This window comes from Pseudozobellia thermophila (assembly GCF_900141855.1).
Classification (GTDB): Bacteria; Bacteroidota; Bacteroidia; order Flavobacteriales; family Flavobacteriaceae; genus Pseudozobellia; species Pseudozobellia thermophila.
Genome location: NZ_FQYU01000002.1, coordinates 985,125 through 1,009,421 on the forward strand (window position 1 = coordinate 985,125; position 24,297 = coordinate 1,009,421).

The following is a 24,297-nucleotide window of genomic DNA, read 5'->3' on the forward strand; positions in this document are numbered from 1 at the left end:
TTACAGTGAAATGTTCAAACCCAACATAATCTGTTTCGCGATGGGCCAGGTACCCACATCGACCCCGCGGTCGATCTCTTGCGCCACGCCGTTTTCACGTTTGGCAGTAATCTCGGGATCGAGTCCCGAATACTTGGTAAAGGTGAACAGGTTGGCGCCTTGCACGTACAATTTCAGGTGCTTGATATGCAGGTCTTCGACCAGCTTTTCGGGAAAGGTATAACCAAGTTGTAAATTCTGTACCCTTAAGAAAGAACCATCTTCGATGTATTCGGTAGATGCATTTTGTTCAAAGGAGGTAGATGTCGAAGCCTTGGGCAAAATCGCATCGTTATTATCGGCCAGGTACGGACTTCCCCAAGAACGGTACAATCGATCTTCACTGTTGGGCCCGGTGAAAAGTCCGTACCGGATAAAGCGATTCGTATAGTTCGCCAAATCGTTGCCGACGCTGGCATACAGGGTTGCCGAAAAATCAACATTGCCAAATTCCATGCCCAGGCGCAGCCCCGTCGTAAAATCGGGGTGCGGGTTACCGATGTAGGTACGGTCGTCCGGGGTAATTTCCCCATCGCCGTCAACATCCCTGATGATCAAGTTTCCGGGCTGGTTATAATCCCCGTTCACGGCATGGGCATCGGCCTCGGCCTGTGTCTGAAAAATACCATCGACCACATAGCCGTAGTACTCGGGAAAGGAATGGCCCGCCTCGGTACGTGTATAGATTTGCTGACGGGTCGGAAAGCCTTGCAAAAACTCGTTTTCGTTGTTCGAAAGCTTGGTCACCTCGTTTTTATAGGCGGTAAAGGTACCCGATACGTTGAGTTTGAACCAATCGTCCCACGCCGAGGTACGGTACGAAAGGGAAATATCGACTCCTTTGTTCGACATCGACCCTATATTTACCGAAGGCTCAACGACATCACCCGCTACTTGGGGAATGGCCACCGGAAACAGCATGTCTTCCGTATCCTTTTTCCAGAAATCAACCGATAGGTCGAATTTTCTGAAGAAGGTGGCGTCAAAAGCGATATTGGTAGAAGTGGTTGTCTCCCATTTCGCATCGGGATTGCCCAAGTTCAGGGATTCGTAGCCCAGGGTAATGTTGTTGTCAGACCCTGAAATGGCATAGAAGGAAGCCCCCGGATTCGAGCCGAAAGTGGTATAACTGTTGTAGTTTCCGATTTGGTCGTTACCCGATTGCCCCCAGCTGGCACGAAGCTTAAAATAGCTCAGCCAATCCTCGGCGCCGCTCAGGAAGTTTTCCTTGGAAACTACCCATCCGACCGATGCCGCGGGAAATACCCCGTACCTATTGCTTTCCCCAAAGCGCGACGATCCATCCCTACGAACGGTCAGGTCTACCATATACTTTTGGGCATAGTCGTAGTTCAGCCTCGAGAAAAAGGAAAAAAGCGACGAGGCATAACCACTGCCATTGTTCAACTGGTTGCTGGCACCGGCGTCCAACACGAGAAAATTGAGGTCATCGCTAAAATAGTCCTGTCTCGAAGCCGACATATACCTGTAGGTTTGCTTCGAAGCCTCGATACCTACAAGAACATCAAGGTTGTGGTCTTCCGCAAAGGTCTTCTTATAGTTGACGGTATTGGTCCAGTTCCATCGCGAGGCGTTGGAACTATTTTCATAAAGCGTGGTGCCCCTTGCCCCATTGGTCTGCTCCCAGGCGGCAAAAGTGGGACTAAAGCCGTTCAACAACTGTACATCATAGCCCAATAAGGTTTTTATCGTCAAATTCCCAATGGGCTCTACGGCAGCGTAAATGTTACCGGTAATGTTGTACTTTTTGTTGTAGTTGTTCTTTAATCGATCCAAATAGCCTACCGGGTTGGGGCCATCGTATATGCTTCCACCTACCACGCCCCCGGCCCAGTTACCGGCCTCGTCCCTCACGGGAATCAAGGGACTTGCCAAGTATATTTGGTTGAACAGGTTATTGTGGGAGTTATTACCTCCCCACCCCTTGGTCTCCCCATAGGTAACCCCTAGGCGCTGTCCAATATTCAGCCACTCCAAAGGCCTTGAATCTACGTTGGACCGAAAGGATATTCTATTGAACGAGGTATTCTTGAGAATACCGTTCTCCTCGAGAAAGCCTCCTTGAAACGAGTACGATGTCTTTTCCGAACCACCGGTCACCGACAGGTTATAATCTTGCAAGAGACCGTGTTGGTATATCTCGTCCAACCAATCCGTTCCTTGGGCATTGGCTTTGGTAATCGGATAGCTTTGCTGATCGTAGAGCGCCATATTCACATTGGCCGATCCGGAAACGCCGCCATTCGGAAAAAGGTATTCGTTCAAGACAGGAACGGCCCCATTGCCATAGTGGGTGTGTGCCTGGGGCAGGCCGTCATTGCCGAGCTCGAGCCACATCAGCTCTCCGAGCAACTGTGGATCGGTCATAATATCATATTTGGCAGTGGAAAAACTCATCCCGGTCTTCACGCTCATGTCGATCTGTACCGCCTGGTTTTTCCTACCGCTCTTGGTCGTTACCAAGATAACCCCATTGGCACCCCGTGCCCCATAAATGGCCGTAGACGAGGCATCCTTCAATACCTGAATGGACTCGATCTGTCCCGGAGGGGGAGACGGGGCTCCCTGTACCCCATCGACCACCCAAAGCGGACCGTTGTTATTGATGGTTCCCATACCCCTAATACGCACTTCGGCATCGCCACCGGGTGTCGAGGCACTGATGGTAGTTACCCCCGAGGCACTACCCTGCAGCGCCTTACTTACGTTCGATACAGGCTGTTGCTCCAGATAGTTATTGTCTACCGTGGCCACGGCACTGGTCAAAGACCCCTTTCTTCGGGTACCGTAACCAATGACGACTACCTCTTCCAACTGCTGCTGGTCGGCTTGGAGGCGGATATCTATGCTGGTCCTGTTTCCCACGGTTATGTTCTGGGTGGCGTATCCTATATAGGACACGACCAGAACATCATCAGGCGATGCCTGGATGCTAAAGTTTCCGTCAAAATCGGTCGTAACGCCCCTGGAGGTCCCTTTAACTAAAATGTTGGCCCCTGGGATAGGCCCCTGTTCATCGGCAACCGTCCCAACTACCGTTTGTTCTTGGGCATAGGCCTGCACGGTACAAAGGAGCATGCCAAAAAACATACCCCAAAACACCTTTAACAAAGTTTGTTTTACGTTTTTTTTCTTCATAATGATACTAGTTTAAGTTAGTTATGAACCCTCGAGATTTTCAGTCTATGCCCTTGGAAAGTGCTTGGACAAATTGACTGTGAAGTTCATAATCCAAAGAAACCCATTCAGTACATCATCGAGTGGTAATAACTGCTCAATAAGGGGTAATAGGGTTTCAATAGCCGTTAACAATCAACCATTTAAAAGAAAAACCAAGAAAACCGGCTGCGACCAAACCCCGGAAACGGGCCTCAACCTGCATTCCATTCGACCTTTGTTTATTAATGGAATCCGGTCAACTTTTTCTAGTGCCAACCCAACGTCCAACCCAAAAGGCCGGTTATTACCACAGGGCCGATGACCAATGAAGGGACTATCCCTAAGTATACGGTATCATTTGTCCCTTTCTCCCCCCAATATTTGATCGATCGAACTTTATGTTCTACATATTGAAACATTTTTACCCCTATAATCCCTTAGGTTAATTTAACTTGTCGACCAAGTCGGTTTCCGTTCCCGCCAAACCGTAAAAACAATCGAAAAGGTAGGGCCAGGGTTTAGAGGCAATGACGCCGGAGCGATGACCGATTCAGAAAAACACAGTACAACGGAGCCATAGGGCTTCGGGTAACAAAAGCGTTCCTATTAGGTATAGACAACTTTAGAAAACCCATTTTCCAAACCACATTCATAGCATCATGAACTACAAGTATTTGCTTATTTTTCCACTGGTCGCCTCCTTGCTTTCCATTTCCTGCAAGGAAAGGCAAACCGCACCCGAGGCCGATACCCGGCCCAATATTTTATGGATAACCATTGAGGATTGGAGTCCCGATCTCTCGTGCTACGGCACCAAGGGCATACACACGCCCAATGTCGACCAGTTGGCGGCGGAGGGCGTACGCTATGAAAATGCCTTTACCACCGCCCCCGTTTGCTCGGCCTCACGCTCGGCCATGATGACGGGATATCATCAAAACTACATCAATGCCCACCAACACAGGACCAAGGACAAACACCCCCTTCCGTATGGCATCAAGCCCATTCCCAAATTGATGGAAGAGGCCGGATACTATACCACCCTGATGAGCCACAAGGTAGACGTCAACTTTCTCCCCGATACCAGGGAAGAACTTTTTATGGATACGAAAGACTGGACAGGTCGCCAACCCGGTCAACCCTTTTTTGCCAGAATTACCTTTGCCGGAACGCACCGGGCGTGGAAACGCGATTCCATCCGCCCCATTCCCACCAAGGATGTGGAAATCCCCCCGTATTACGCCGATACCGAATTCATCCGCCGCGATTGGGCCAACGGACTCGAACAAATGCAATTGGTCGACCGCGAGGTTGGCGAAATCCTCGACCGGCTTAAAGAGGAAAACCTCGAGGACAATACCGTTGTCTTTTTTATTGCAGACCACGGAAGATGCCATATCAGGGGCAAACAATTTCTATACGACGGCGGTATACACGTTCCCCTGATTGTCAAGTATCCGGGCCATACAACGCCCGGCGGGGTCAATTCGGAGCTGGTTTCGGCCATTGACGTACCCGCAACGGTTTTGGATATTGCCGGAGTTGAATTGGGCCAACCCTTGCACGGCAGGAGTTTGTTCGAAAAGGATGGGGAACCAAGAAAATACATCTTTGCCGCCCGCGACAAGATGGACGAGACCCACGATGCCATGCGGGCCATACGCTCCAAGGAGTATAAGCTCATACAGAACCTTATGCCCGAAAGGCCCTATCTTCAATACAATTGGTACAAAGAACAATCGTACCCCGCACTTGCCGAAATGAACGTACTCTATTTGAAAGGCCAATTGAACAAGGCCCAATCTGCTTTCTTCGCCCCCACAAAGCCGGAAATCGAGCTCTATGACCTCAAAAACGACCCCTACGAATTGAACAATTTAAGCGAAGACCCTGACTACGCCGAAATAAAGGACCAACTCTTGCAGGAACTTGAAGCCTGGAGAACCCATGTGATCAAAGACCAAGGGGTAAGCAAGGAATTTGCGGCGGTAGATGTATTTCCGGAAAAGAACCCCATGGCGACCGTAGACCAGTGGGTCGAAGAAAACGAAGCCAATTACGACTTCGAGGTCAACGGATGGCCCAGCTGGTACCCAACCCGCACCTTGGAGGAATGGGAAATCGCCCGCAAAAAATGGGAGCCCTATGTTTTTAGGGAGCCCACCTCTTCCCTACCGAGGCCCAAAATCAACGTTCCAAAAGCGAAAAAATAAACAATCGAACACGAAATGAAAAACCCTAGAATCCCTTCAATTTTACTGATGGCCATCACCATGGCCCTTGGCGGATGCCAGGGGAAGAAAACCGAAATTGCCCCTACCGCCGACAAGGCGGAAGTGGACCGTGCCTTTCCCTTTGTCTTACCGGAAGAAAAGCCCGATAGGCCCCTGAGTGCGGCCATGGAACGCATTTACACCGATTACGAGGCCACGCAACCCCAGCACAACGAACTCTTCAGTCAATTTAAGTATACCGAACTCAAGGGCTTTGACTATAACAACGGCGACGGGACCATTTCGCGACGGGATCCTTCCAAGATACTCCTGCACAATGGCACCTACTATGTCTGGTACACCTATAGAAATACCAAGGTGCCTCCCAGGGGAGCGGCCATGAGCAACGACAGTATTCCTTCGACGGATTGGGACCTTTCCGAAATTTGGTATGCCACCAGTAAGGATGGCTTTACCTGGGAAGAACAGGGCGTGGCCATCAAAAGGCCCGAAAAACCCTTGGTCGGCTGGAGATCGGTTACCACGACCGATATCCTGGAATGGAAGGGCAAATACTACCTGTATTACCAAGGCTTTATGGAAGCGAGCGGTAAAAGAGGCGATGATTGCCCCGTTACCGTTTCCTATGCCGATTCACCCGATGGTCCGTGGACGCCCTACAATAAAGTTGTCATTCCCAACGGGGAAGCCGGTTCTTGGGACCAATACTCCATCCACGATCCCTATCCCCTGGTACACAACGGGAAAATTTACGTGTATTACAAATCCGATTTTGGCGAACAACCCGATAAGGTACGCATGCAAGGCCTGGCCATCGCCGACGACCCTTTGGGCCCCTTCGAAAAACACCCCCTAAATCCGGTAATAACCTCTGGGCACGAAACTTCCCTATTCCCATTCAGGAAAGGGGTAGCCGCCCTGGTCTATAAAGACGGACCGGAACACAATACCATTCAATATGCCGAAGACTGGGTAAATTTTGAAATCGCCTCGATAACGGAACTAATGCCCTATGCAGCGGCGCCCTACGTGCCCGATGCCTTTACCGATACCAAGGATGGGCGGGGAATTACTTGGGGACTGGCCCATTTTATCAACCAAGGGGGGCGGGGAAAAATCCATAGCAAACTGGTTCGCTTTGATTGCGACCTGAGTTTGGATGTGGACGACCCCCAAATGAAACAGCATCGGGTAAACCATCGTCCCGATGTCTATTACCGACAAGGCCTAAGCCCGGAACAACTTAAAAGGATCAAAGCGGCCCATACGCTCAAGTGAACAGGCCGCTTTTTCTTTCCTTCTTAAGAAAGGAGCGGTCAAAAAAGATAAAGGTCTTGCGTACATGCCTTTGCCAATACCCCCATTGATGACCACCTTCGAACTCCTCGTAGGTATGGGACACATTGATGTCCTTCAGCTGTCGGTGCAACAAACGGTTGCCCTCGATCAGCTCGTCGTCCCTCCCGCAATCGAAGCGGATCGGGGGTAGTTTTGTTCGGTTCTCCCGTATGACATCGATAACATCGGGGTGTTCCTGTCCTGTGGAATAGTCCGATACGGGTTCTTCGACAAAAAGCTCCATTTCACTTAGACGGGTGATGGCACTATGTGCGGCAATGGCGCTGAACTTTTCGGGATGGCCGGCCCCTAAGCGAAGGGCCCCGTACCCGCCCATGGACAAGCCACCGATGCACAAGGAACTTTGGGCACCGGCCTCGGGAATATTCTCCCTGATGGCCAAGGGCACATCGTTTACGATCCATTGGGCAAAATCTTTTTGATGATGCGCCAAATAGGCCGATCCCCCGCCCCAGAGGCCGTCGGAGGGCATAGCTATGATGGCCGGTTTTATAATGCCCTCTTGCATCATTTCATGGGCCGTCTTGTGCGCACCTCCCTTTAGGGCCCACACCCAAGCACTCCCGTAAACACCGTGAAGCAGTATATAAATGGGCAAATCGGATAGCGAAACCTCCATTTTGGGCACAAAGAGACAGATATCGCCCCTTCCCTTTAGGTTGGACGTCTGTACCGTTAAAAACCGAAGCCCGTCAAACTCGTACGGCGCGTCGGACAATTCGATCGTTCTAAAAGACCCTTGCATAACTTCTTAATCAAAAACAATTACTCCCTTCGCGTTCCTTCCCTTCAACATATCGTCAAAGGCCTCGTCCAATTGATCCAATCGATACTCCTTGGTAATCATCTGGTCCAAGAGCAAATCCCCTTTTTTGTAGAGGTCCATCAATTTTGGAAAGTCGATTTGCGGGCGGCATTTTCCGTAGAGGGGATTGATATAGACCTTGTCCCATTCGAACAAGCGCATATCTATGGCAATCTCTTCCTCGATACCACTCACCTGCACTGCCGTACCGGCATTTCTGACCATGGCCAAGGGTGCCGCGCCCAGGGCGGGAATGGCCGTACATTCAAAGGCATAATCGGCCAGAACACCTCCCAATAGCTCCTTGACCTCCTGGGCGGCCGTGATCAAGCCCTTATCCTCTTTTTGGGCCAAGACCACATCGGTGGCCCCAAATTGCCTTGCCAACTCCAGTTTGTTCGGGTTGATGTCGACCGCAATGATCCTACGTGCCCCCGAAATCCGGCAGGCATTGACCACATTGAGTCCGACCCCGCCACAACCCAGGACAACGGCAGTAGTGCCCGCTGCCAGTTTTGCCGCGTTCACCACAGATCCGTAGCCCGTCATTACACCACAGCTTACAATGGCCGCCGCCGAAAAGTTCAATGGTCCCGAACCTACCTTGACCAAGGCCGAGGTCTTCACCAAGGCATACTCGCCCAAGGTACCTAGGTTAAAGGAACGTTCAATGGGCCTTCCCTGCCATTGGGAGCCCTCCAAATGGGCATGGCCCGGGGTGTACCCGTTGCCCCCTGCCACTACGGGCGAGTTGTTCTCACAAATATGTTGGTTCCCTTCCTGGCATTGAAAACAATGCATACAGGGCGTCGCCCAATTCAAGATAACCTGGTCCCCGGGTGTAAAATCGGTAACATCCTCCCCGACCGTTTCCACGATTCCCGCACCTTCGTGGCCCATAACCACGGGTTTTCCCCAAGAAAGGGAATCATAATCGGTATGGCACAGGCCCGCGGCCTTGATCTTTACCAATACCTCATCGGCCTTTGGGGCCGACAATTCCACAGTATCCAATACAAACTTTCCGTCGCCCGTGGCAACCGCAGATTTAGCTTTAATCGACATTTGATTCCTTTTTCATAAGTACGTTCGGTTTAAAGGGAATCGTACTATCCCCCAATTTTTTCTTATCGACCAGGGTTTTGTTCTTTACGAACTTGGTACCCAGTACAAAGGCCTTTCCATTGTTTACCGCATCCACGGCGAGAAGTTCATTGTTCTTAAAATACCAGATGGAGAAGCAATCTTCCCTATCCGTTTCGGTACGGACGACCAAATCGGTATAGCCCGCCGACAGTCCCACCATTTGTAATTTTACATGGAATTGGTCCGACCAAAACCAGGGCAGCGCATCGTAGACCTTGGGACTTCCCGTGATATTCGAAGCTACCACCTTTGCCTGGTCAACCGCATTTTGAACGCTTTCCAAGCGCATCCATTTTTTGTACCGGGGATGATAAAACTGTGCCACATCACCTATGGCCCATACACCTTCTACCGCGGTTTGCAGTTGGTCGTTTACCTTGATCCCGTTTTCTAGGTCAGCCCCCATTTGTTCCGCCAAGAAGACATTGGGCCTCACCCCTGTCCCGACCAATATAAAATCGGCCTTATAGGTACTTCCATCGGTACAAATGACCGTTATGCCCTCGCTTGTTTCCCGTACTTTACGGACCGATACACCGGTGTGGATCCTCACCCCGTTTTCGGTATGTAGTTTTTGAAAAAACTGGGCCAATTCCCTTGGGGCCACACGGGCCAAAATACGTTCTTCCCGTTCCAATACCCTTACATCGCCGCCCATTTTTTTTAGCGATGCCGCGGTTTCCAAACCGATATAGCCCCCGCCGATCACCACTACCCTTTTGTTCTTGGCAGCCTTAAAATCGGACTGGATGGCCTTGGCGTCCGCGGCATTCCGCAATACCCTCACCTTATCGCAAGCCGATAAACCCTCGATAGGCGGGATAAGGGCCGAAGCCCCCGTGGCGAGGACCAAGGCATCGTAGCTTATGGAGGTGCCGTCATCCAAGATTATCGACCTGCTCCCCGAATCGACCGAAGTGACGGTATGGCCCAGTTTTAGGGTGATGTCCTCTTCCCTATACCGCTCCTTGTCGAAAAGCGGATTAAAATCGGCCCCATCGTCCATTGACAGATAGGCTTTGGACAGGGGCGGTCGGTGGTAGGGAATATGGGCATCGGCATCAATAAGGATGATCCGCCCCTGCCACCCTTGCTTTCTGAGTTCCATGACGCAATTGGCACCGGCATGGCTGGCCCCGATAATTACGCAGGTTTTGTCCGAGGTCCGCTTTTCCATTTAGTTGGCCACTTCCACCTTAATGCCGTCCACAAGATCGGAAACGGGTATTTGACAGCACAAACGGCTGTATTCCGATACGTTGTCATCAAATTCCAGCATATCGGATTCGATCTCCGAAGGTGCATCCAGTTTCCCGTAAAATTCGGGTGCTACGTGCACGTGGCAGGTAGCACAGGAACATACCCCGCCACAATCGCCATCTATTCCCGGTACCTTGTTCTTTACCGCCAACTCCATTAAATTGCCCGAAGTCGCTTCGTACTCAAAGGTTTCGCCACTTTTTGTAATGTATGTAATCTTTGCCATTATTTTTTTGGATTTAATTCAATTTGCAAGCTATCAAAACCAACTTTACGTTGGTGGGCGCCCCAGTCTTCAATATTTTCCTGGGCATCGATTATTTCAATACTTTCCACTTTTTTGGTCAGAACCCGTAAAAACACCTTCATCAGTTGGCGGGCGTGGGTTGCGCCCAGGCACTTATGCGTACCGAAACCAAAGGCTATGTGCGGATTCATCTTACGGTCCAACACCACTTCGTTCGGGTTCTCGAAAACCCCTTCGTCGCGGTTGGCCGATGCCCAACACAGGGATATCCGTGTATCTTCTTTGGCGGTATGGCCACACACCTCTTTCTCCTTGGCCACTACCCGCCCCATATGGGTCAAGGGCGAAAAGTAGCGCACCAATTCCTCGATGGCCGTGTTTACCAGTTCCGGATTGTCCTCCAACTGCCGTAAAGCTTCCGGATGTTCGGCCAAATAGGCCAAGGTATTGGTCAGGTAATTGATTACGGTATCCCTTCCCCCGGCAAAGGTGAGTATCAATACGCCCTTAACTTCCTCCTTGGTCATTTTTCGACCTTGGTACTCCGAGTTGAGCAAAACCCCGTATAGGCTGTCGTCGGGGTTTTCGATCACCTTATCAATTTCCGCATCGATATAATCGTATAGAATGGCCGCCTTCTCGCCGTCGAGGTCGCTGTCCTCGCTCCTAAACACGTGGACACCCCAGGATATCCAGGTTTTCGCCTCTTCCATAGGAATGTTCAAAAGCAGGGTCAATGCCTTGGACTGGATAGGCAGGGACAATTCGGAAATGACCTCTATACTTCCCTTCCGTAACACACGTTCCAGTTCCGATTCAACGATTCTCTCCAGTCCCGCTTCGTATTCGGGCTGCAAGGGCCTTTTGAACCAATCTTCGACCAAGGCCCGGTATTCGGTGTGCTCCGGCGGGTCTACCTCAAAAGGTATTTGCCGCGTTTCCCTGATATTTACTTCGGACGGAACAACGATCCTCCCCGGTTTTGCCCCGGAGATAAACGATTTGTAATCGTGTGCCGCCTTTCTGACATCCTTGAAGCGCAGCAACATGGCCACCGGATCGTTCTGGTCGTTGAACGGACACACCCCTTTGGTTTCCCTTGTTCCTTTAAATGCATCCGGAAAATCGCTAATTCCCATAAAATATACTTTTTTTTTGATGGATTCCTTCGTAATGACAATCCTTTTCCCTCGATTCTTGGAATTCAAGAGCAGATCCTTACAAAAATCAAAAACTTAAGGCGTGAACTATTAGCCTATATTCGCATTTTAATAATCTATTCTGTCTAATTAGAATATAATATGGTAAATTACCAAACAGAATAGAAAACTAAATTACTCATGAAACCCCAATTGGAAGCCGTTCCGTTTTCCGACAACAGCAACATCCTGGCCTATTGTTACGAAGACGATCACTTTGATGCCCCTTGGCACATTCACCCCCAATGCGAGCTTACCTACATCGCTTCGAGCAAGGGAACCAAATTTATTGGAGATCATGTAAGCCCATACGAACCGGGAGAACTGGTTTTGCTAAACGCCAACCTGCCGCATTGTTGGAAGAATTACACCGACACCGATGTCAAGAGCACTTCGCTGGTGGTCCAATGGAATACCGGGATCTTTAGCCCCATTCCCGAACTGCAATCCGTAAAAAACCTGATACACTCGGCCAGCCACGGTTTACTTTTTAGCCGTGAGGCTACAAAAAGGGTAATCAAAAAGGTAAAAATGCTCCCTCGATTACGGGGAGCAAGCCAGTACTTGGCCCTTCTTGATGTTCTTAATGATTTAAGTACTGAAGATTACACCCTCTTATCCACCTCAAAGTTTATCAAGGAATTGCCTTGGGAACACAATGACCGTATGGCCAAAATACATGATTTTGTGGCCGCCCATTACCAGAACCGGATACAGCTGAAAACCGTATCGGATATGGTGAACCTTTCAGAGCAGGCCTTTTCCCGTTTTTTTAAAAAAATGATGGGGCGTTCGTTTTTTAATTATCTCAACGAATACCGCATCAACCTTGCGGCCAAAATGCTCATCGATACCGACATGGCCATTGCCGATGTCGCCTATGCATCCGGATTTGAGACCTTACCCTTTTTCTTTAAAAAGTTCAAGGCCCGGTACGGCACCAGTCCAAAGACCTACCGCAAAAAATACTGCACATCTTGACTGTGGGCCGCCTAAACTCCGGATATAAGCTCCAACTTGGTATCCGTACCTAAGCCCTTGATGTCATCTTCCGTAATCTTTGTACGCCATACGTAAACCTTTTTTAGCTTTGGCATTTCGGCCAGGGCCGGCACGATGTGGTCGCTGACCTGTGTATTGTATAGGTTTAAGGACTCTAAGTTTTTTAAATTGACCAGATTGGCGATACCCTCATCGGTGATATCGGTATTGTCCAACACCAGTTTTCTCAGGTTGCCAAATTCAGAAACCTTACGTAATAGGTTGTCGTTTATGGCATTTCCCCCTAGATCCATCCAAAGAATTTGGTCTTTTAAAGGCAATAACAATTCGAAATGTTTTTCCCATTCCGATATATTTGCCTTCGAAATACTATGATCGGGCAGGGTAATTTCCACTAGGCCGGAGCCATCGACCAACTCGCGCACACCAAAGCCAAGGGCCACAACTTGGTTTACCGCCTCCATGTTCAAAGGGACCGCCGCGGGCAATTCATCACCTGCACCTTCGGCTGTACCTCCCTCGGCCGCAAAGCCCAGTTGGGCCGCGGCAAACTGCCGTACCTCATCCGGAACTTCGATATCGCCCAACCTTGCTTCTTGATTTCCCTGTGCCTGTTCGATCCAAAACTTTACCAAGGCCGTTTCCTGCTCGGTCAACGGGGTTTTGCCTTCAGGAGGCATAACGTCGTCGTGATCTTGGGGCAGACTGATCCTTCTAACCAGTTCTGAATTCCCAAGGTCACCAGGGGTTACCACGCTACCTCCTTCGCCCCCGGCGATCAAAGCATCAAAAGTGTGCATGGCCAAGCCCCCTTTTTTCTTGGAAGCATTATGGCAACCCGTGCATTTTGCCTCAAATACAGGCTGTACCAGATACGGGTAGACCGTGGCATCCTCCAATTTCGCCAGTTTTGGCAGGGGTTCCGCTTTTTCCCTAAAAGGGGCGTACTTTACCAAATAATCTTCACCGTGGGTCAGATTTCCCCCGTAGTGCCCGGTAATACCCAACAAAACGACCATGACGGTCAAAAGGGCCATGTTTGGCCTTGCCTTTTGCAAGAACTTGACGGAAAGCCTATCGCTTTTGACCAGCCATGCAAAAAAGGCCGTCAATGTAGTAAACACCCCGAACCAAAGGTGGCCGTTGAGCATATCTTCGTCATAACCGCCCCCCAAGGAAAGCATATACCCAAGAATACAGGCAAGAAAGGCACTTATTGCCCCCGACAACAGCGCTATGGGTACGGCTGCCGACAAGGCCCCGTTTTTGGTCACCCGTTCGGCGACCTCGAGAATCAAGGCAAATAATAAAAAACCTATGGGCAAATGCACCACCAACGGGTGAAATCGGCCTAGGAATAGAACAAAATCGGACACTTCTTGCATTTTGGTAGTATGACTTGGTTAAACACGTTCCAGTTTAAGCGGCGGGGTTTTATTGGCGTTCCATTGGCAGATGTAGAGGTTTTTGTCTTCATCGACGCACACATCATGCCCGTGCAAAATGGGTTTTTCGGGCAGCTGATATGCTTTTTGCAATTCGCCGTGACGGTATTCCGGAGCCGTCCCCCCAGGATTTGACACCATGGTATCCCCTTCCAGAATGGTAACAAACCCGGTATGGTCCCGCCAATCGGTCTTCCCTTCTTTGGGCTGCGACCAGCATACCCCCGCATATAGGTTGTTATCGTCAAAAACAGGTCGACACACCTGCAAATTGGGCAGATGCAAGGTTCGTACATACTTACCGTCCAAAGTAAAGAACTTAAAACTTTGTTCATTTCTGGAAGTACATACCACCATGGGATTGTCCTTATCGCGATAATCGATGGCGACCCCATGGGCATTGCTCAGATTGTAATTTTCGTCGGCATTGTCCTTACCCCCCCAATGCCTTATGTATTGTCCCCTGCTATCGTATTGAATGATGTAATCCATACCGTAGCCATCGGCCACATAAATATCCCCATTCGGACCGATGGCGGTCTCCGTGGGGCAAAAATGGTCACCCGGTTGGTAAATGCCTATGGTTTGCGGGTGACCGATATCGAAGAGCACCCTCCCGTCGGTGGTTGTTTTGGTAACACGTCCGTTGTGGCGCACCCATTTTCCATTTTTATCCAAAAACCAGCCCGAATCGGTCAAAAAGAGGAAATCTTCGCCTCCTTCCTTCGATAGGGTTAGTCCGTGCCCTCCCGGATAGGCGGTGCCCCAATAGTCCAATACCTTACCGGACTTATCAAAGATGATAATGTTATTTCGGGGATCGTCGCCGATCATAATCAATCGCCCCTTGCTATCCATTACCATCTCGTGGCAATTCAGCAAGGGTGTCCTGAGGCTACTGATTTGTGCCCAATCCCTGTCCAATCGATACTTATAATCGCCATGGCCCAATACAAGGTCGTTGCTTTTCGTCTTTTTTACGATATGAAAGCCAAAGGAAGGCGCCGTGGTCAACGCCGCGCCGCCCAAAAGGGTTTGTTTTATAAAATTTCTTCGGTTCGCCATAATGTGTTTTGGGAGGATTACGCCAGTAGATCTTTGACGACGTTGCCATGAACATCGGTCAATCTAAATCTACGTCCTTGGTGTTTAAAGGTCAGTCTTTCGTGGTCAATACCGAATAGATGCAATAAGGTGGCATGGAAATCGTGCACATGTACCGGGTCTTTGACAACATTGTAACTAAAGTCGTCGGTTTCGCCGTAGGTGATTCCCTTTTTCACCCCTGCCCCGGCCATCCACATGGTAAAGGCCTTGGGATGGTGGTCCCTACCGTAATTGTCCTTGGTCAATTGCCCTTGGGAATAGACCGTACGGCCGAATTCACCGCCCCAGACCACCAAGGTATCTTCGAGCATTCCCCTTTGTTTTAAGTCTTGGAGCAAGGCCGCCGTTCCTTGGTCGGTCTGCTTGCACTTATTTCGCACCCCACCCGGACAGGCGATATGTTGATCCCATCCTTGATGGTACAACTGAACGAACTTCACCCCCTTCTCCAAGAGTTTTCGGGCCATCAAACAGTTGGCGGCATAGGTTCCGGGCTCCCGACTGTCTTCGCCGTACATATCAAAAATGTAATCCGGTTCATCGGACATATCGGTTACCTCCGGTACGGAAGTCTGCATGCGGAAGGCCATTTCATACTGCTTCATTCGCGCTACGATTTCCGGGTCTCCGTAGGCATCGTTCTGCAAGGTGTTCAGTTTTCCGAGGTAATCGAGCATTTTTCTACGGTCGTTCCCATCGTAGTTCTCCGGGTCGCTCAAATACAGGACGGGGTCCTTGCCCGACCTAAACTGTACGCCCTGATGTTCGGTGGGCAGGAATCCGTTGCCCCAAAGCCGGGAATACAAGGGCTGCCCTCCCTGTCCTTTCGTAATCAAGGTAATGAAGGTCGGCAGGTTTTCGTTATCGCTGCCCAGGCCGTAGCTTAACCACGCGCCGATGGACGGCCTCCCGGGCAACTGGTTTCCCGTCTGCATAAAGGTAATGGCGGGATCGTGGTTGATCTGCTCGGTTTGCATGGATTTGATAAAGCAGATATCGTCCACCACCTTCGAGGTATGTGGCAAAAGTTCACTTACCCACGCCCTCGATTCACCATATTGCTTAAAGTCCATAATGGACGGTGCTATAGGGAAGGACGATTGTTGGGCGCTCATGCCCGTTAGGCGTTGTCCCTGTCTTACCGATGGCGGCAGATCCTGACCGAACATGTCCTTGAGCTTAGGCTTGTAATCGAACATATCCAATTGGGAGGGCCCACCACTCTGGAAGAGGTAAACAATGCGTTTTGCCTTTGGCATGTGGTGGGGCAGCCCCAATTTATTTCGAGTAAAACTTCCCACCGGGTCATTGTTCGCCAATACATCACCGGCCTTGGCAAAGGCCTTTTCGGTCTTTAAGAGAGACCCCAATGCCAAGGCCCCGATACCCAAAGAGGTTTTGGTCAAGAAGTGTCTCCTGTCCCAATGCTTTTCCACTTCCTGTAAATCTTTGTTGTTCGATCTTAAAGTGTCATGTCCGTCGCACATAAGAAACTGTTTTTATTATCTTTTTGTTATGGTGGCATCCAAATTCATGATGGTACTGGCCACTACGGCATTTGCCGCTACCAAGGCCTTATCGGCATCGTCAGTGACCCTAAACTCGCCCGTATTGAGCCATCCTTCGGTCTTGGCCCCGTTTTCCTTGAACTTTTGGTATTCCTCGTCCCTAAGTTCCAAGAGCAATTTCATCTCCGCTGCCTTCGGCTTTCTACCGGTCAGTCGTAGAAAAGTGTCCTCGATCGCTTTCGGGGCTTCGTCAAAGGCCAGCATATTCTTGCCTATGACCCTTGAAGCCTCGATATAGGTAGGATCGTTGAGCAGCACCAAGGCCTGGAGGGGCGTATTGGTCTTTTGCCTTCTCGTCGTACAGACCGATCGATCCGGTGCATCGAAAGTGGCGATGGTAGGGTGTGGAACAGATCGCTTCCAGATGGTGTACATACTTCTTCGGTACAGTTTGTCACCCGTATCGGGGGTGTATTCCGTTCCATTGATCTTCCATAATCCCTTGGGCTGATAAGGCCGAACACTGGGGCCTCCGATGGAATCGTTCAACAACCCCGATGCTACCAGGGCATTGTCCCTTAGCATTTCCCCGGTCAATCTTCTGGCCGGTCCCCTGGCCAACAAACGGTTCTCCCCATCGATCTCGAGCAGCTCGTCGCTCGCCAAGGACGATTGCCTATAGGTGGCCGACATTACTATTTTTTTGTGCAGGGCCTTCACGTCCCATCCGCTTTCCATAAAGTCGACCGCCAACCAATCCAATAATTTGGGATGCGATGGCAACTCGCCCTGATTGCCGAAATCTTCCACGGTCTTTACGAGGCCCGTTCCGAAGAGCTTCGACCAATACCGGTTTACGGCGACACGGGCCGTAAGCGGATTGTCCTTATGGGTGATCCATTTGGCCAGCCCCAGTCGGTTTTTGGGCAAACTATCGGGAAACGGCAACACCGCTTCAGGGGTATTCGGATATACCCGCTCGCCGTAGGCGTCGTACTGGCCGCGTTCAAGGACAAAGGTTTCCCTAGGCTCGGGCATTTCCTTCATTACCATTACCTCCTTTATTTTTTCCACGCTGTCGTTCTTGGTGGCCCGGATCTCGGCCAACTCCGATAGGTATTTTTTGTAGCGATCCGACTTACGCGACAAATAGTACGCCCTTAGACCTTCTTTCTCTTCAGGCGATAAGCGATCGGGCATTTTTGCCAAAATGGATTTAAGGCTGGCGGGATTTGCCACTTGAAGAACCTCAAGGGGCGAGAGTTCCTTTTCGAAGACCACCAGGTCGTCGACCGTGGCGCCACCGATACCCTTTCCACGCCATCGAGCACCGATTTTTAGCCCGGGCTCTTGTGGGCCCTTGTATATTTTATCCGTGTAATTGTTAAAGATAATGTCCTTGTACAGGTTATCGTGCACTACCTTGGTTTTCATTTCGGCCCCGTCCAGGTAGACCTTAAAACCATCGGCCTTGCTGGAGCCATCGTAGGTCATTGTCAATTGCACCCATTTCTCCTTGGGCACCTCTTCCAAACTTTCCTTCACAATGGCATTGTCGGGCCAGACATGGGCCATAAGGATCTCGATTTTATTGTCTTTGATGTTCAGGTGATAGCCCCGGTAACTATGCAACCTTGTTCCGAGCATCTTGTGAAAGACGACGCCCTCTTCCAGGTCTTTGGGTATAAAGACACGTATACCGATGCTAAAGGGATCGTGGCGCCTGTAGATCCCCAATTTGTCCAAATCCAAGAAGACGTCACCATCCATTTTCAAGCCCTTGCCCGAATAGCCCTCCGTGAACACAGGTTGCTCGTTACGTGTAAAATTGGTACGCATCTCACCTTTTTGGGCGGGATTTACCTTATTGTAAAGCCGGCCGTCGTCAAAATCGTAGTGCACCTTCAATTTTTCAGGCTTGTCATCGGCATTTATGTTCCGGTATGCGGCCGAAGCGATCCACGCTTCCGCCTGTTTGGACTCCTCCGCCACCACATCGGCCATCTCCTCTTGCTTTTTACCCAAAATACCGTCGATATAGGCCAAGAATTGCTCTTCCTCTTCGGTAGGAAGCATCAAGGTGGGTACCGGCATGGAGAAATCCCACGGAATCTGCCCCGTTTCGTTTACATTGTTGAAAAAACTGTACATCTCGAAATAGTTCTTCTGGGAAATCGGGTCGTATTTGTGGTCGTGACATTTGGCACAGGCTACCGTAAGTCCCAAAAGCCCCTGGCCCATAACATTGGTACGGTCGGAAACGTATTCAGAACGGAATTCCTCATCTACGATCCCTCCTTCCAGGTTTTGTGGGTGCAGGCGGTTGAAGGTGGTGGCCAGAATTTGCTCGCGAGTGGCATTGGGGAACATATCGCCGGCCATCTGCCATTCGACAAACTGATCATAGGGCATGTTCTCGTTGAAGGATTTGATCACCCAGTCCCTCCACACCGAAACATCCCTGTACCTGTCTACCGTATATCCATGGGTATCGGCATAGCGTGCGAGGTCCATCCAATCGAGGGCCATGTGCTCGCCGTAGTGCTCGGACGCCAACAATCTGTCGACCTCCTCTTCGTATGCATTGCCGGAATCGTTGTTGACAAAGCGCTCAATGTCCTCGGGTGTGGGCGGCAGGCCCGTAAGGTCGAAGGACACCCGGCGCAATAGGGTTTCCTTGTCGGCCTCCCCATTCTGTTCCAGACCTTCCTGCTCCAATTTGGCCAACACAAAACGGTCTATCTCGTTGACGACCCTCCCTGATTTTACCGTGGGCGGCGCCACTTTTTCGGGTTTGATAAAGGCCCAATGGTCTTTGTATTCCGCCCCTTCCTCTATCCATTTGATCAGTATGGCCTTTTCTTTATTGGTAAGGGACAAATGGGAATCGGGGGATGGCATTACTACATTGGGATCCTCCGACAAAATACGGTAAAACAGCTCGCTCTTTTCGGGTTTCCCAGGAACAATGGCGTACTTACCGGGCGATTCGGGCAATTCGGAATAGGCAAAATCCGCCTCGTGCAGCTGCAGCCCCGCTTCAATCTTTCCCTTGTCGGGCCCGTGGCACAGATAGCACTTGTCCGACAAAATAGGTTTAATGTCTTGGTTAAAATCCAATGTTGGGGGCAAAGCTTCGTATTCCTGGGCCACCTCTTCGGGCAAGTCCGGTCCGCCACAAGCCACCGCCAACATGACGAATAAAAGCGTAAAACAAATATTCTGCCTATAATACATGGTATAAGGTTTGGTCTTTAATTTGTTCAAATCTAGGGATACGCATCATTTTACACCATGCCCAAAAAAGACAAAAAAATGTGTGTTTCCGACTTTTAACATAAATCAGGCGAATTTTCTATCCTTTCTGGACCTCAGTTTATTGGCTTCGCCGTCCTTTATAAACTTTTCCTTTTGCGGGTCCCATTCCAACCTACGGTTCAACCGATAGGCTATATTGGCCAAGTGGCATATCGTGGCCGACCTATGACCGGTTTCCACATCGCAAATCGGTTTTTTTCGCGACCGCATCGACTCCAGCCAATTCAGGGTATGGTTAATGGACTTGTACAAGTTGACGTCGGTACCCGACAATGGGGTCTTCGCCAAGGCTTCCGGGGTGGTCTCAAAATAACTTCGACTGATATCCATTTTACCCTCACTGCCAAAAAAGCGCACGCCCCAGCCGCGGCCGAAGTCCTTGTGCTCCACCTCGATACCGTTGGCGTAGTACATTTTCAATCCACGAACGGCACCGGCATCCGAAGGAGGGAGCAATTCAACGGGGCCCGTATGGTCGGTGCCCAGGGCCCATTGTACAATATCGAACATATGTGCGCCCCAATCGGAAAGGATTCCACCCCCTGTCTCCTGGAACAGGCGCCAGTCGGGCCAAAATTTCACATCGTTGGAAGCGGGTGACAATCGGTGATTGTATGCCAGCAAGGGGGCCGGGCCGCACCAATGGTTCCAGTTCACTTCGGCAGGTATGTCCTCACCTTTCAAATCGTAAGGTCTGGCGGGATCGCCGACATTGACCTCTACCTTTTGTATAGTACCCAAGTACCCATTGCGGACCAACTCACAGGCCCGCCTGAAGTTTTCCCAAGACCGCTGCATGCTGCCCACCTGTAAAACGGCCTGAGCTTTATTGACCGCCTTTACCATTTTTCGGCCTTCCACAATGTTGTGCGACAAGGGCTTTTCGCAGTACACATCCTTGTCGGCCCGCAAACTGTCCATAACATGCCTTGCATGCCAGTGGTCGGGAGAGGCGATAACCACCCCGTCTATGGCCTCCAGCTCGAGCATTTCGAGATAGTTGTGAAAACTTTGCACTCCATTTTTCCTGGCCGTACCCCAGATTTCACCGTGGGTTTTGGCCACGTGGTCTTTGAACCACTCGTTTTTGGTGGTCCAAACATCGGAACAGGCGATAATTTCAGCATTGTTCTTAATGAGGTTTACCGCCAATCCCCGACTTTGTTTGCCAAGACCGATAAAGGCAAGGTTGACCTTATCGCTGGGAGCCACAAAACCCCTGCCCAACACATGTCGAGGCACAAGGCTTACCGCCCCAAGGGCCAGTGCCGTGCCCCTTATAAACTTTCGTCGGCCATTCCCTGGATTTTTTTTGTTCAATTCCGACTTTTTCATCAACTTAGCTTTCCCTTTGTCTCTTTTCATTTCCGCAATAGGCTTAGAATCTCTTAAAGGTATGGCGAATTGCCGTTTTAAGGTGATACAAATAGTTAGGATAGTACAACAAATGTTTTATCATGCTCGAATTACTTCAAAACCTTCAAGTTACCTTACTGCACACGGGCTACGCCAAATTGGGCCCAGAATGGGATTTCGACAATGTTATCAGCCCTTTTATCCGGCTTTTTTATGTAACCAAGGGGTCGGCAACGGTACACCATTCAAATAAAACCTTTCATACCAAAGAAGGGCACATGTACCTCATTCCCAGTTATACATACAACCGCTACAAGAGCACCCCATACCACGAACAGTATTACATCAGTATATTTGAGGAAGTTCTGTCGGGGCCATCGATATTTAACATGAGAACCTTTGCCTATGAGGTACCCTTACAGGAAGGCGACGAACTGCTCTTTAAACGCTTGGTAAAAATGTATCCGGAACGCAAAATCGTCAATTCCGATCCGAAGTCCTATGTACACCGCCCCCAAGAACTTATGGCCCAAAACAGGCAGAACGCACAAACGAATACCTCGCGTTTTTTGGAAACGCAGGGCATCCTTTATGTACTCCTGTCCCGATTCGTAAAAAACGTGGTCCCGAACCGGACCGACCAATCCAACGATTATAGGTTCGCAAATGTCCTTCGCTACATCTCGGAGAACCTCCACACCCAACTTCGGGTGCAAGACCTGGCCCGTCTATGCCATTTAAACACCGATCATTTTTCCCGTTTGTTTTTGCAAGAGTGCGGTATAAGGCCCCTAAAATATATCCAGACCCGACGGATCGAACGGGCCCAATTGCTACTTTGGACGACCAACCAGACACTGGAAGAAATTGCCCATAAAGTAGGAATGGGCAATTTTTCATACTTCTCCAAGACCTTTAAAAAGATTACGGGCACAACCCCCGGAAAGTATAGGAAGCAACAAAAAATTACGCCCTGACACCTAAGTCTTCTTTGAATTCAAAAATTTCGGAAAACCCCAAAAACGCAGGATTGGAGCCATTGCCTAACCATTTGTTTCAGTATTTGGGATGCTTCCCTCCCATTCGCCCCTCCTTGGAGACGGACTACCCCATAAATATCCCTTATCTTAGTGAAAACCAAAAAAAATCAACATAACAATGACATCATTATTTTACCAGGGGAACCGCCTCAAGGGCCAATTCAAGACCCCTTCAAGACCTAATTGCGGACTAGGAAGCAATCGACTATGGCAGAAGACACAAATGCTGTTTTTTTTGCTTTTGGCGGCAGCAACGACAACCGTATACGGGCAAGCACCGCAGATAACGGGAGAACTGAAAAAGTGGCACAAGGTCACCCTCACCTTTGAAGGACCGGAGAGCTCCGAAGATGCCGAGTACAACCCGTTTATGAATTACAGGCTCAACATCTTGTTCGTGCATCCGGAAAGCGGAAAGGAATACCTTGTCCCGGGCTATTTTGCAGCGGACGGAAATGCCGCGGAGACCTCGGCAATAGGTGGCAACAAATGGCGGGCCCATTTTGCCCCTGACGAAGTAGGCCGATGGGAATTTAAGGTCGATTTCAGAAAGGGAAGCTACTGCGCCGTCAGTTCTAAGCCCGACACAGGGGTCAGCGGCGGTTTTATGGATGCTTACCAAGGCGAATTTACCATTGCGCCTACCGATAAGACAGGCCGTGATTTTAGGGCCAAAGGCAGGTTGCAATACGTGGGCGAACGCTATTTAAAATTTGCCGAGACAGGGGAATACTTTCTAAAACAAGGTGCCGATGCGCCCGAAAACTTTCTCGCCTATGCGGATTTTGATGGCACCTTTCACAATGATGGCCATAAGGATGACCTGGTAAAGACATGGGAAAGCCATCTACAGGATTGGAAAAACGGCGACCCCACTTGGAAAAACGGCAAGGGAAAAGCCATGATAGGCGCCCTGAATTACTTGGCCGGCAAGGGCCTTAACGCCTTTTCCTTTTTGACCAACAATATTGAAGGCGACGACCAGAACGTATTCCCCTATGTGGATTACGATACCTGGGACCGCATTGATGTCTCTAAAATGGACCAATGGGAAATCGTCTTTGGGCACGCCCAAAAAATGGGCCTGTTCCTGCATTTTAAGACCTTGGAAGTCGAAAACCAAGGGCTATTGGACAATGGTGGCGTAGGGGCCAACAGCAAATTATACTATCGGGAACTCATAGCGCGCTTCGGCCACCATTTGGCCCTGAACTGGAACCTATGTGAAGAGAACGGGGAATGGGTCAAGAACCCGAAGACACCGCCACAGGACACTCCCGAACGTTTGGCCATGGCCCATTATTTTAAGCAAAACGACCCCTACCACCACCACTTGGTCATCCACAACGGGAAAAAGTTCGACGACCTTCTTGGTCCCGAATCGGGTATTACGGGTCCTTCGGTGCAAACCCATAGAAAAGATTTCGCCAGCATTCACAAAGAGGTATTGCACTGGTTGGAAGCCTCGGAAAACGCCGGTTATCCGTGGGCCGTTGCCGTTGACGAACCCGGGGACGCACAACATTCGCTTTTGCCGGATGCAGAAGACCCCGATCACGACCTGGCCCGTAGGAATGGTCTTTGGGGGACCCTTATGGCCGGTGGATGGGGCAATGAATGGTATTTTGGCTATGCCCATGAGCACTCCGACCTTACCTGTGAAGATTACCGAAGCCGGGACCTATTTTGGGACCAGGCCAATAACGCATTGACCTTTTTTAAAGACAATCGAATTCCCTTTTACGAGATGGAAAACCGTAATGAACTGGTCGGAAACCCCGAAAATGAAAATACGGTTTACTGTCTGGCCAAGGAAGGCGAGGTCTATGTCATTTATATAAACGACGCCGACAAGGTGGAGTTGGATCTTACACATACATCCAATTCATTTGAAGTGCAGTGGTACAACCCCAAAAAAGGCGGAAAATTAATACAGGGCAAAACAAAAAAAGTAGACGGCGGCCAAAATGTCGATTTAGGAAAAACCCCAAGTAAAAAGCAGAAAGATTGGGTCATCTTGTTGACCAAAATTTAGCCGAAGGCAATTTTATC

16 protein-coding genes are annotated in these 24,297 nt (G+C 49.9%); 5 read left to right on the forward strand and 11 right to left on the reverse strand.

The window, feature by feature from the left end:
• Entirely contained in the window at positions 1 to 3,198 is a 3,198-nt protein-coding gene (locus tag BUB37_RS09300) for a SusC/RagA family TonB-linked outer membrane protein (RefSeq protein ID WP_212635276.1), read from the reverse strand.
• 680 nt (positions 3,199 to 3,878) lie between these two features.
• Between BUB37_RS09300 and BUB37_RS09305 the strand changes: the two genes are divergently transcribed.
• A complete protein-coding gene (locus BUB37_RS09305; RefSeq protein ID WP_072992192.1) occupies positions 3,879 to 5,432 on the forward strand; it encodes a sulfatase family protein in 1,554 nt (517 codons plus the stop codon).
• Between the two features lie 15 nt (positions 5,433 to 5,447).
• Positions 5,448 to 6,731 carry a glycoside hydrolase family 117 protein gene (locus BUB37_RS09310; RefSeq protein WP_170863140.1) on the forward strand — a complete coding sequence of 428 codons (1,284 nt, stop codon included), beginning with the start codon at positions 5,448 to 5,450 and terminating at the stop codon, positions 6,729 to 6,731.
• On the opposite strand, the gene BUB37_RS09315 is transcribed toward BUB37_RS09310, so the two are convergent.
• The 5 genes from BUB37_RS09315 to BUB37_RS09335 are packed head-to-tail and all read right to left on the reverse strand — an operon-like array spanning position 6,724 to position 11,409.
• Positions 6,724 to 7,530: an alpha/beta hydrolase gene (locus BUB37_RS09315; protein ID WP_244526777.1), complete on the reverse strand. Its 807-nt coding sequence runs from the start codon at positions 7,528 to 7,530 to the stop codon at positions 6,724 to 6,726. The genes BUB37_RS09310 and BUB37_RS09315 overlap by 8 nt on opposite strands.
• Positions 7,531 to 7,563: 33 nt before the next feature.
• Entirely contained in the window at positions 7,564 to 8,682 is a 1,119-nt protein-coding gene (locus BUB37_RS09320; RefSeq protein ID WP_072992199.1) for a Zn-dependent alcohol dehydrogenase, read from the reverse strand.
• Positions 8,672 to 9,940, reverse strand: coding sequence for an NAD(P)/FAD-dependent oxidoreductase (locus BUB37_RS09325; protein WP_072992203.1), 1,269 nt, complete (start codon positions 9,938 to 9,940; stop codon positions 8,672 to 8,674). The genes BUB37_RS09320 and BUB37_RS09325 overlap by 11 nt, the downstream gene beginning before the upstream one ends.
• Positions 9,941 to 10,249 (reverse strand): 2Fe-2S iron-sulfur cluster-binding protein, encoded by a 309-nt coding sequence (locus BUB37_RS09330; RefSeq protein WP_072992206.1) that lies wholly within the window; start codon positions 10,247 to 10,249, stop codon positions 9,941 to 9,943.
• On the reverse strand, positions 10,249 to 11,409 hold the full coding sequence (locus BUB37_RS09335) for a cytochrome P450 (RefSeq protein ID WP_072992813.1): 1,161 nt from the start codon (positions 11,407 to 11,409) through the stop codon (positions 10,249 to 10,251). Before BUB37_RS09335 ends, BUB37_RS09330 begins: the two co-directional genes overlap by 1 nt.
• Before the next feature lie 201 nt (positions 11,410 to 11,610).
• On the opposite strand from BUB37_RS09335, the gene BUB37_RS09340 reads away from it, so the two are divergent.
• Positions 11,611 to 12,450 carry an AraC family transcriptional regulator gene (locus tag BUB37_RS09340; protein ID WP_072992209.1) on the forward strand — a complete coding sequence of 280 codons (840 nt, stop codon included), beginning with the start codon at positions 11,611 to 11,613 and terminating at the stop codon, positions 12,448 to 12,450.
• Positions 12,451 to 12,461: 11 nt separating this feature from the next.
• Here BUB37_RS09340 and BUB37_RS09345 read toward each other — a convergent pair whose 3' ends face one another.
• The 5 genes from BUB37_RS09345 to BUB37_RS09365 all read right to left on the reverse strand — a co-directional run bounded on the left by BUB37_RS09345 (position 12,462) and on the right by BUB37_RS09365 (position 21,214).
• A complete protein-coding gene (locus BUB37_RS09345) occupies positions 12,462 to 13,847 on the reverse strand; it encodes a c-type cytochrome domain-containing protein (RefSeq protein ID WP_170863141.1) in 1,386 nt (461 codons plus the stop codon).
• A gap of 27 nt (positions 13,848 to 13,874) precedes the next feature.
• On the reverse strand, positions 13,875 to 14,981 hold the full coding sequence (locus BUB37_RS09350) for an NHL repeat-containing protein (RefSeq protein WP_094766633.1): 1,107 nt from the start codon (positions 14,979 to 14,981) through the stop codon (positions 13,875 to 13,877).
• A gap of 17 nt (positions 14,982 to 14,998) precedes the next feature.
• Positions 14,999 to 16,510 (reverse strand): DUF1501 domain-containing protein, encoded by a 1,512-nt coding sequence (locus BUB37_RS09355; RefSeq protein WP_072992217.1) that lies wholly within the window; start codon positions 16,508 to 16,510, stop codon positions 14,999 to 15,001.
• A 15-nt stretch (positions 16,511 to 16,525) separates the two neighbouring features.
• Entirely contained in the window at positions 16,526 to 19,768 is a 3,243-nt protein-coding gene (locus BUB37_RS09360) for a DUF1553 domain-containing protein (protein ID WP_072992818.1), read from the reverse strand.
• A gap of 105 nt (positions 19,769 to 19,873) precedes the next feature.
• Complete coding sequence (locus BUB37_RS09365; protein WP_244526778.1) at positions 19,874 to 21,214, reverse strand: Gfo/Idh/MocA family protein; 1,341 nt, start codon at positions 21,212 to 21,214, stop codon at positions 19,874 to 19,876.
• Between the two features lie 92 nt (positions 21,215 to 21,306).
• Between BUB37_RS09365 and BUB37_RS09370 the strand changes: the two genes are divergently transcribed.
• Together BUB37_RS09370 and BUB37_RS09375 are read left to right on the forward strand one after the other, a co-directional pair.
• Positions 21,307 to 22,182, forward strand: coding sequence for an AraC family transcriptional regulator (locus BUB37_RS09370; RefSeq protein ID WP_072992220.1), 876 nt, complete (start codon positions 21,307 to 21,309; stop codon positions 22,180 to 22,182).
• 181 nt (positions 22,183 to 22,363) lie between these two features.
• On the forward strand, positions 22,364 to 24,280 hold the full coding sequence (locus tag BUB37_RS09375) for a DUF5060 domain-containing protein (protein ID WP_244526780.1): 1,917 nt from the start codon (positions 22,364 to 22,366) through the stop codon (positions 24,278 to 24,280).
• The last annotated feature ends 17 nt before the right edge of the window (positions 24,281 to 24,297 follow it).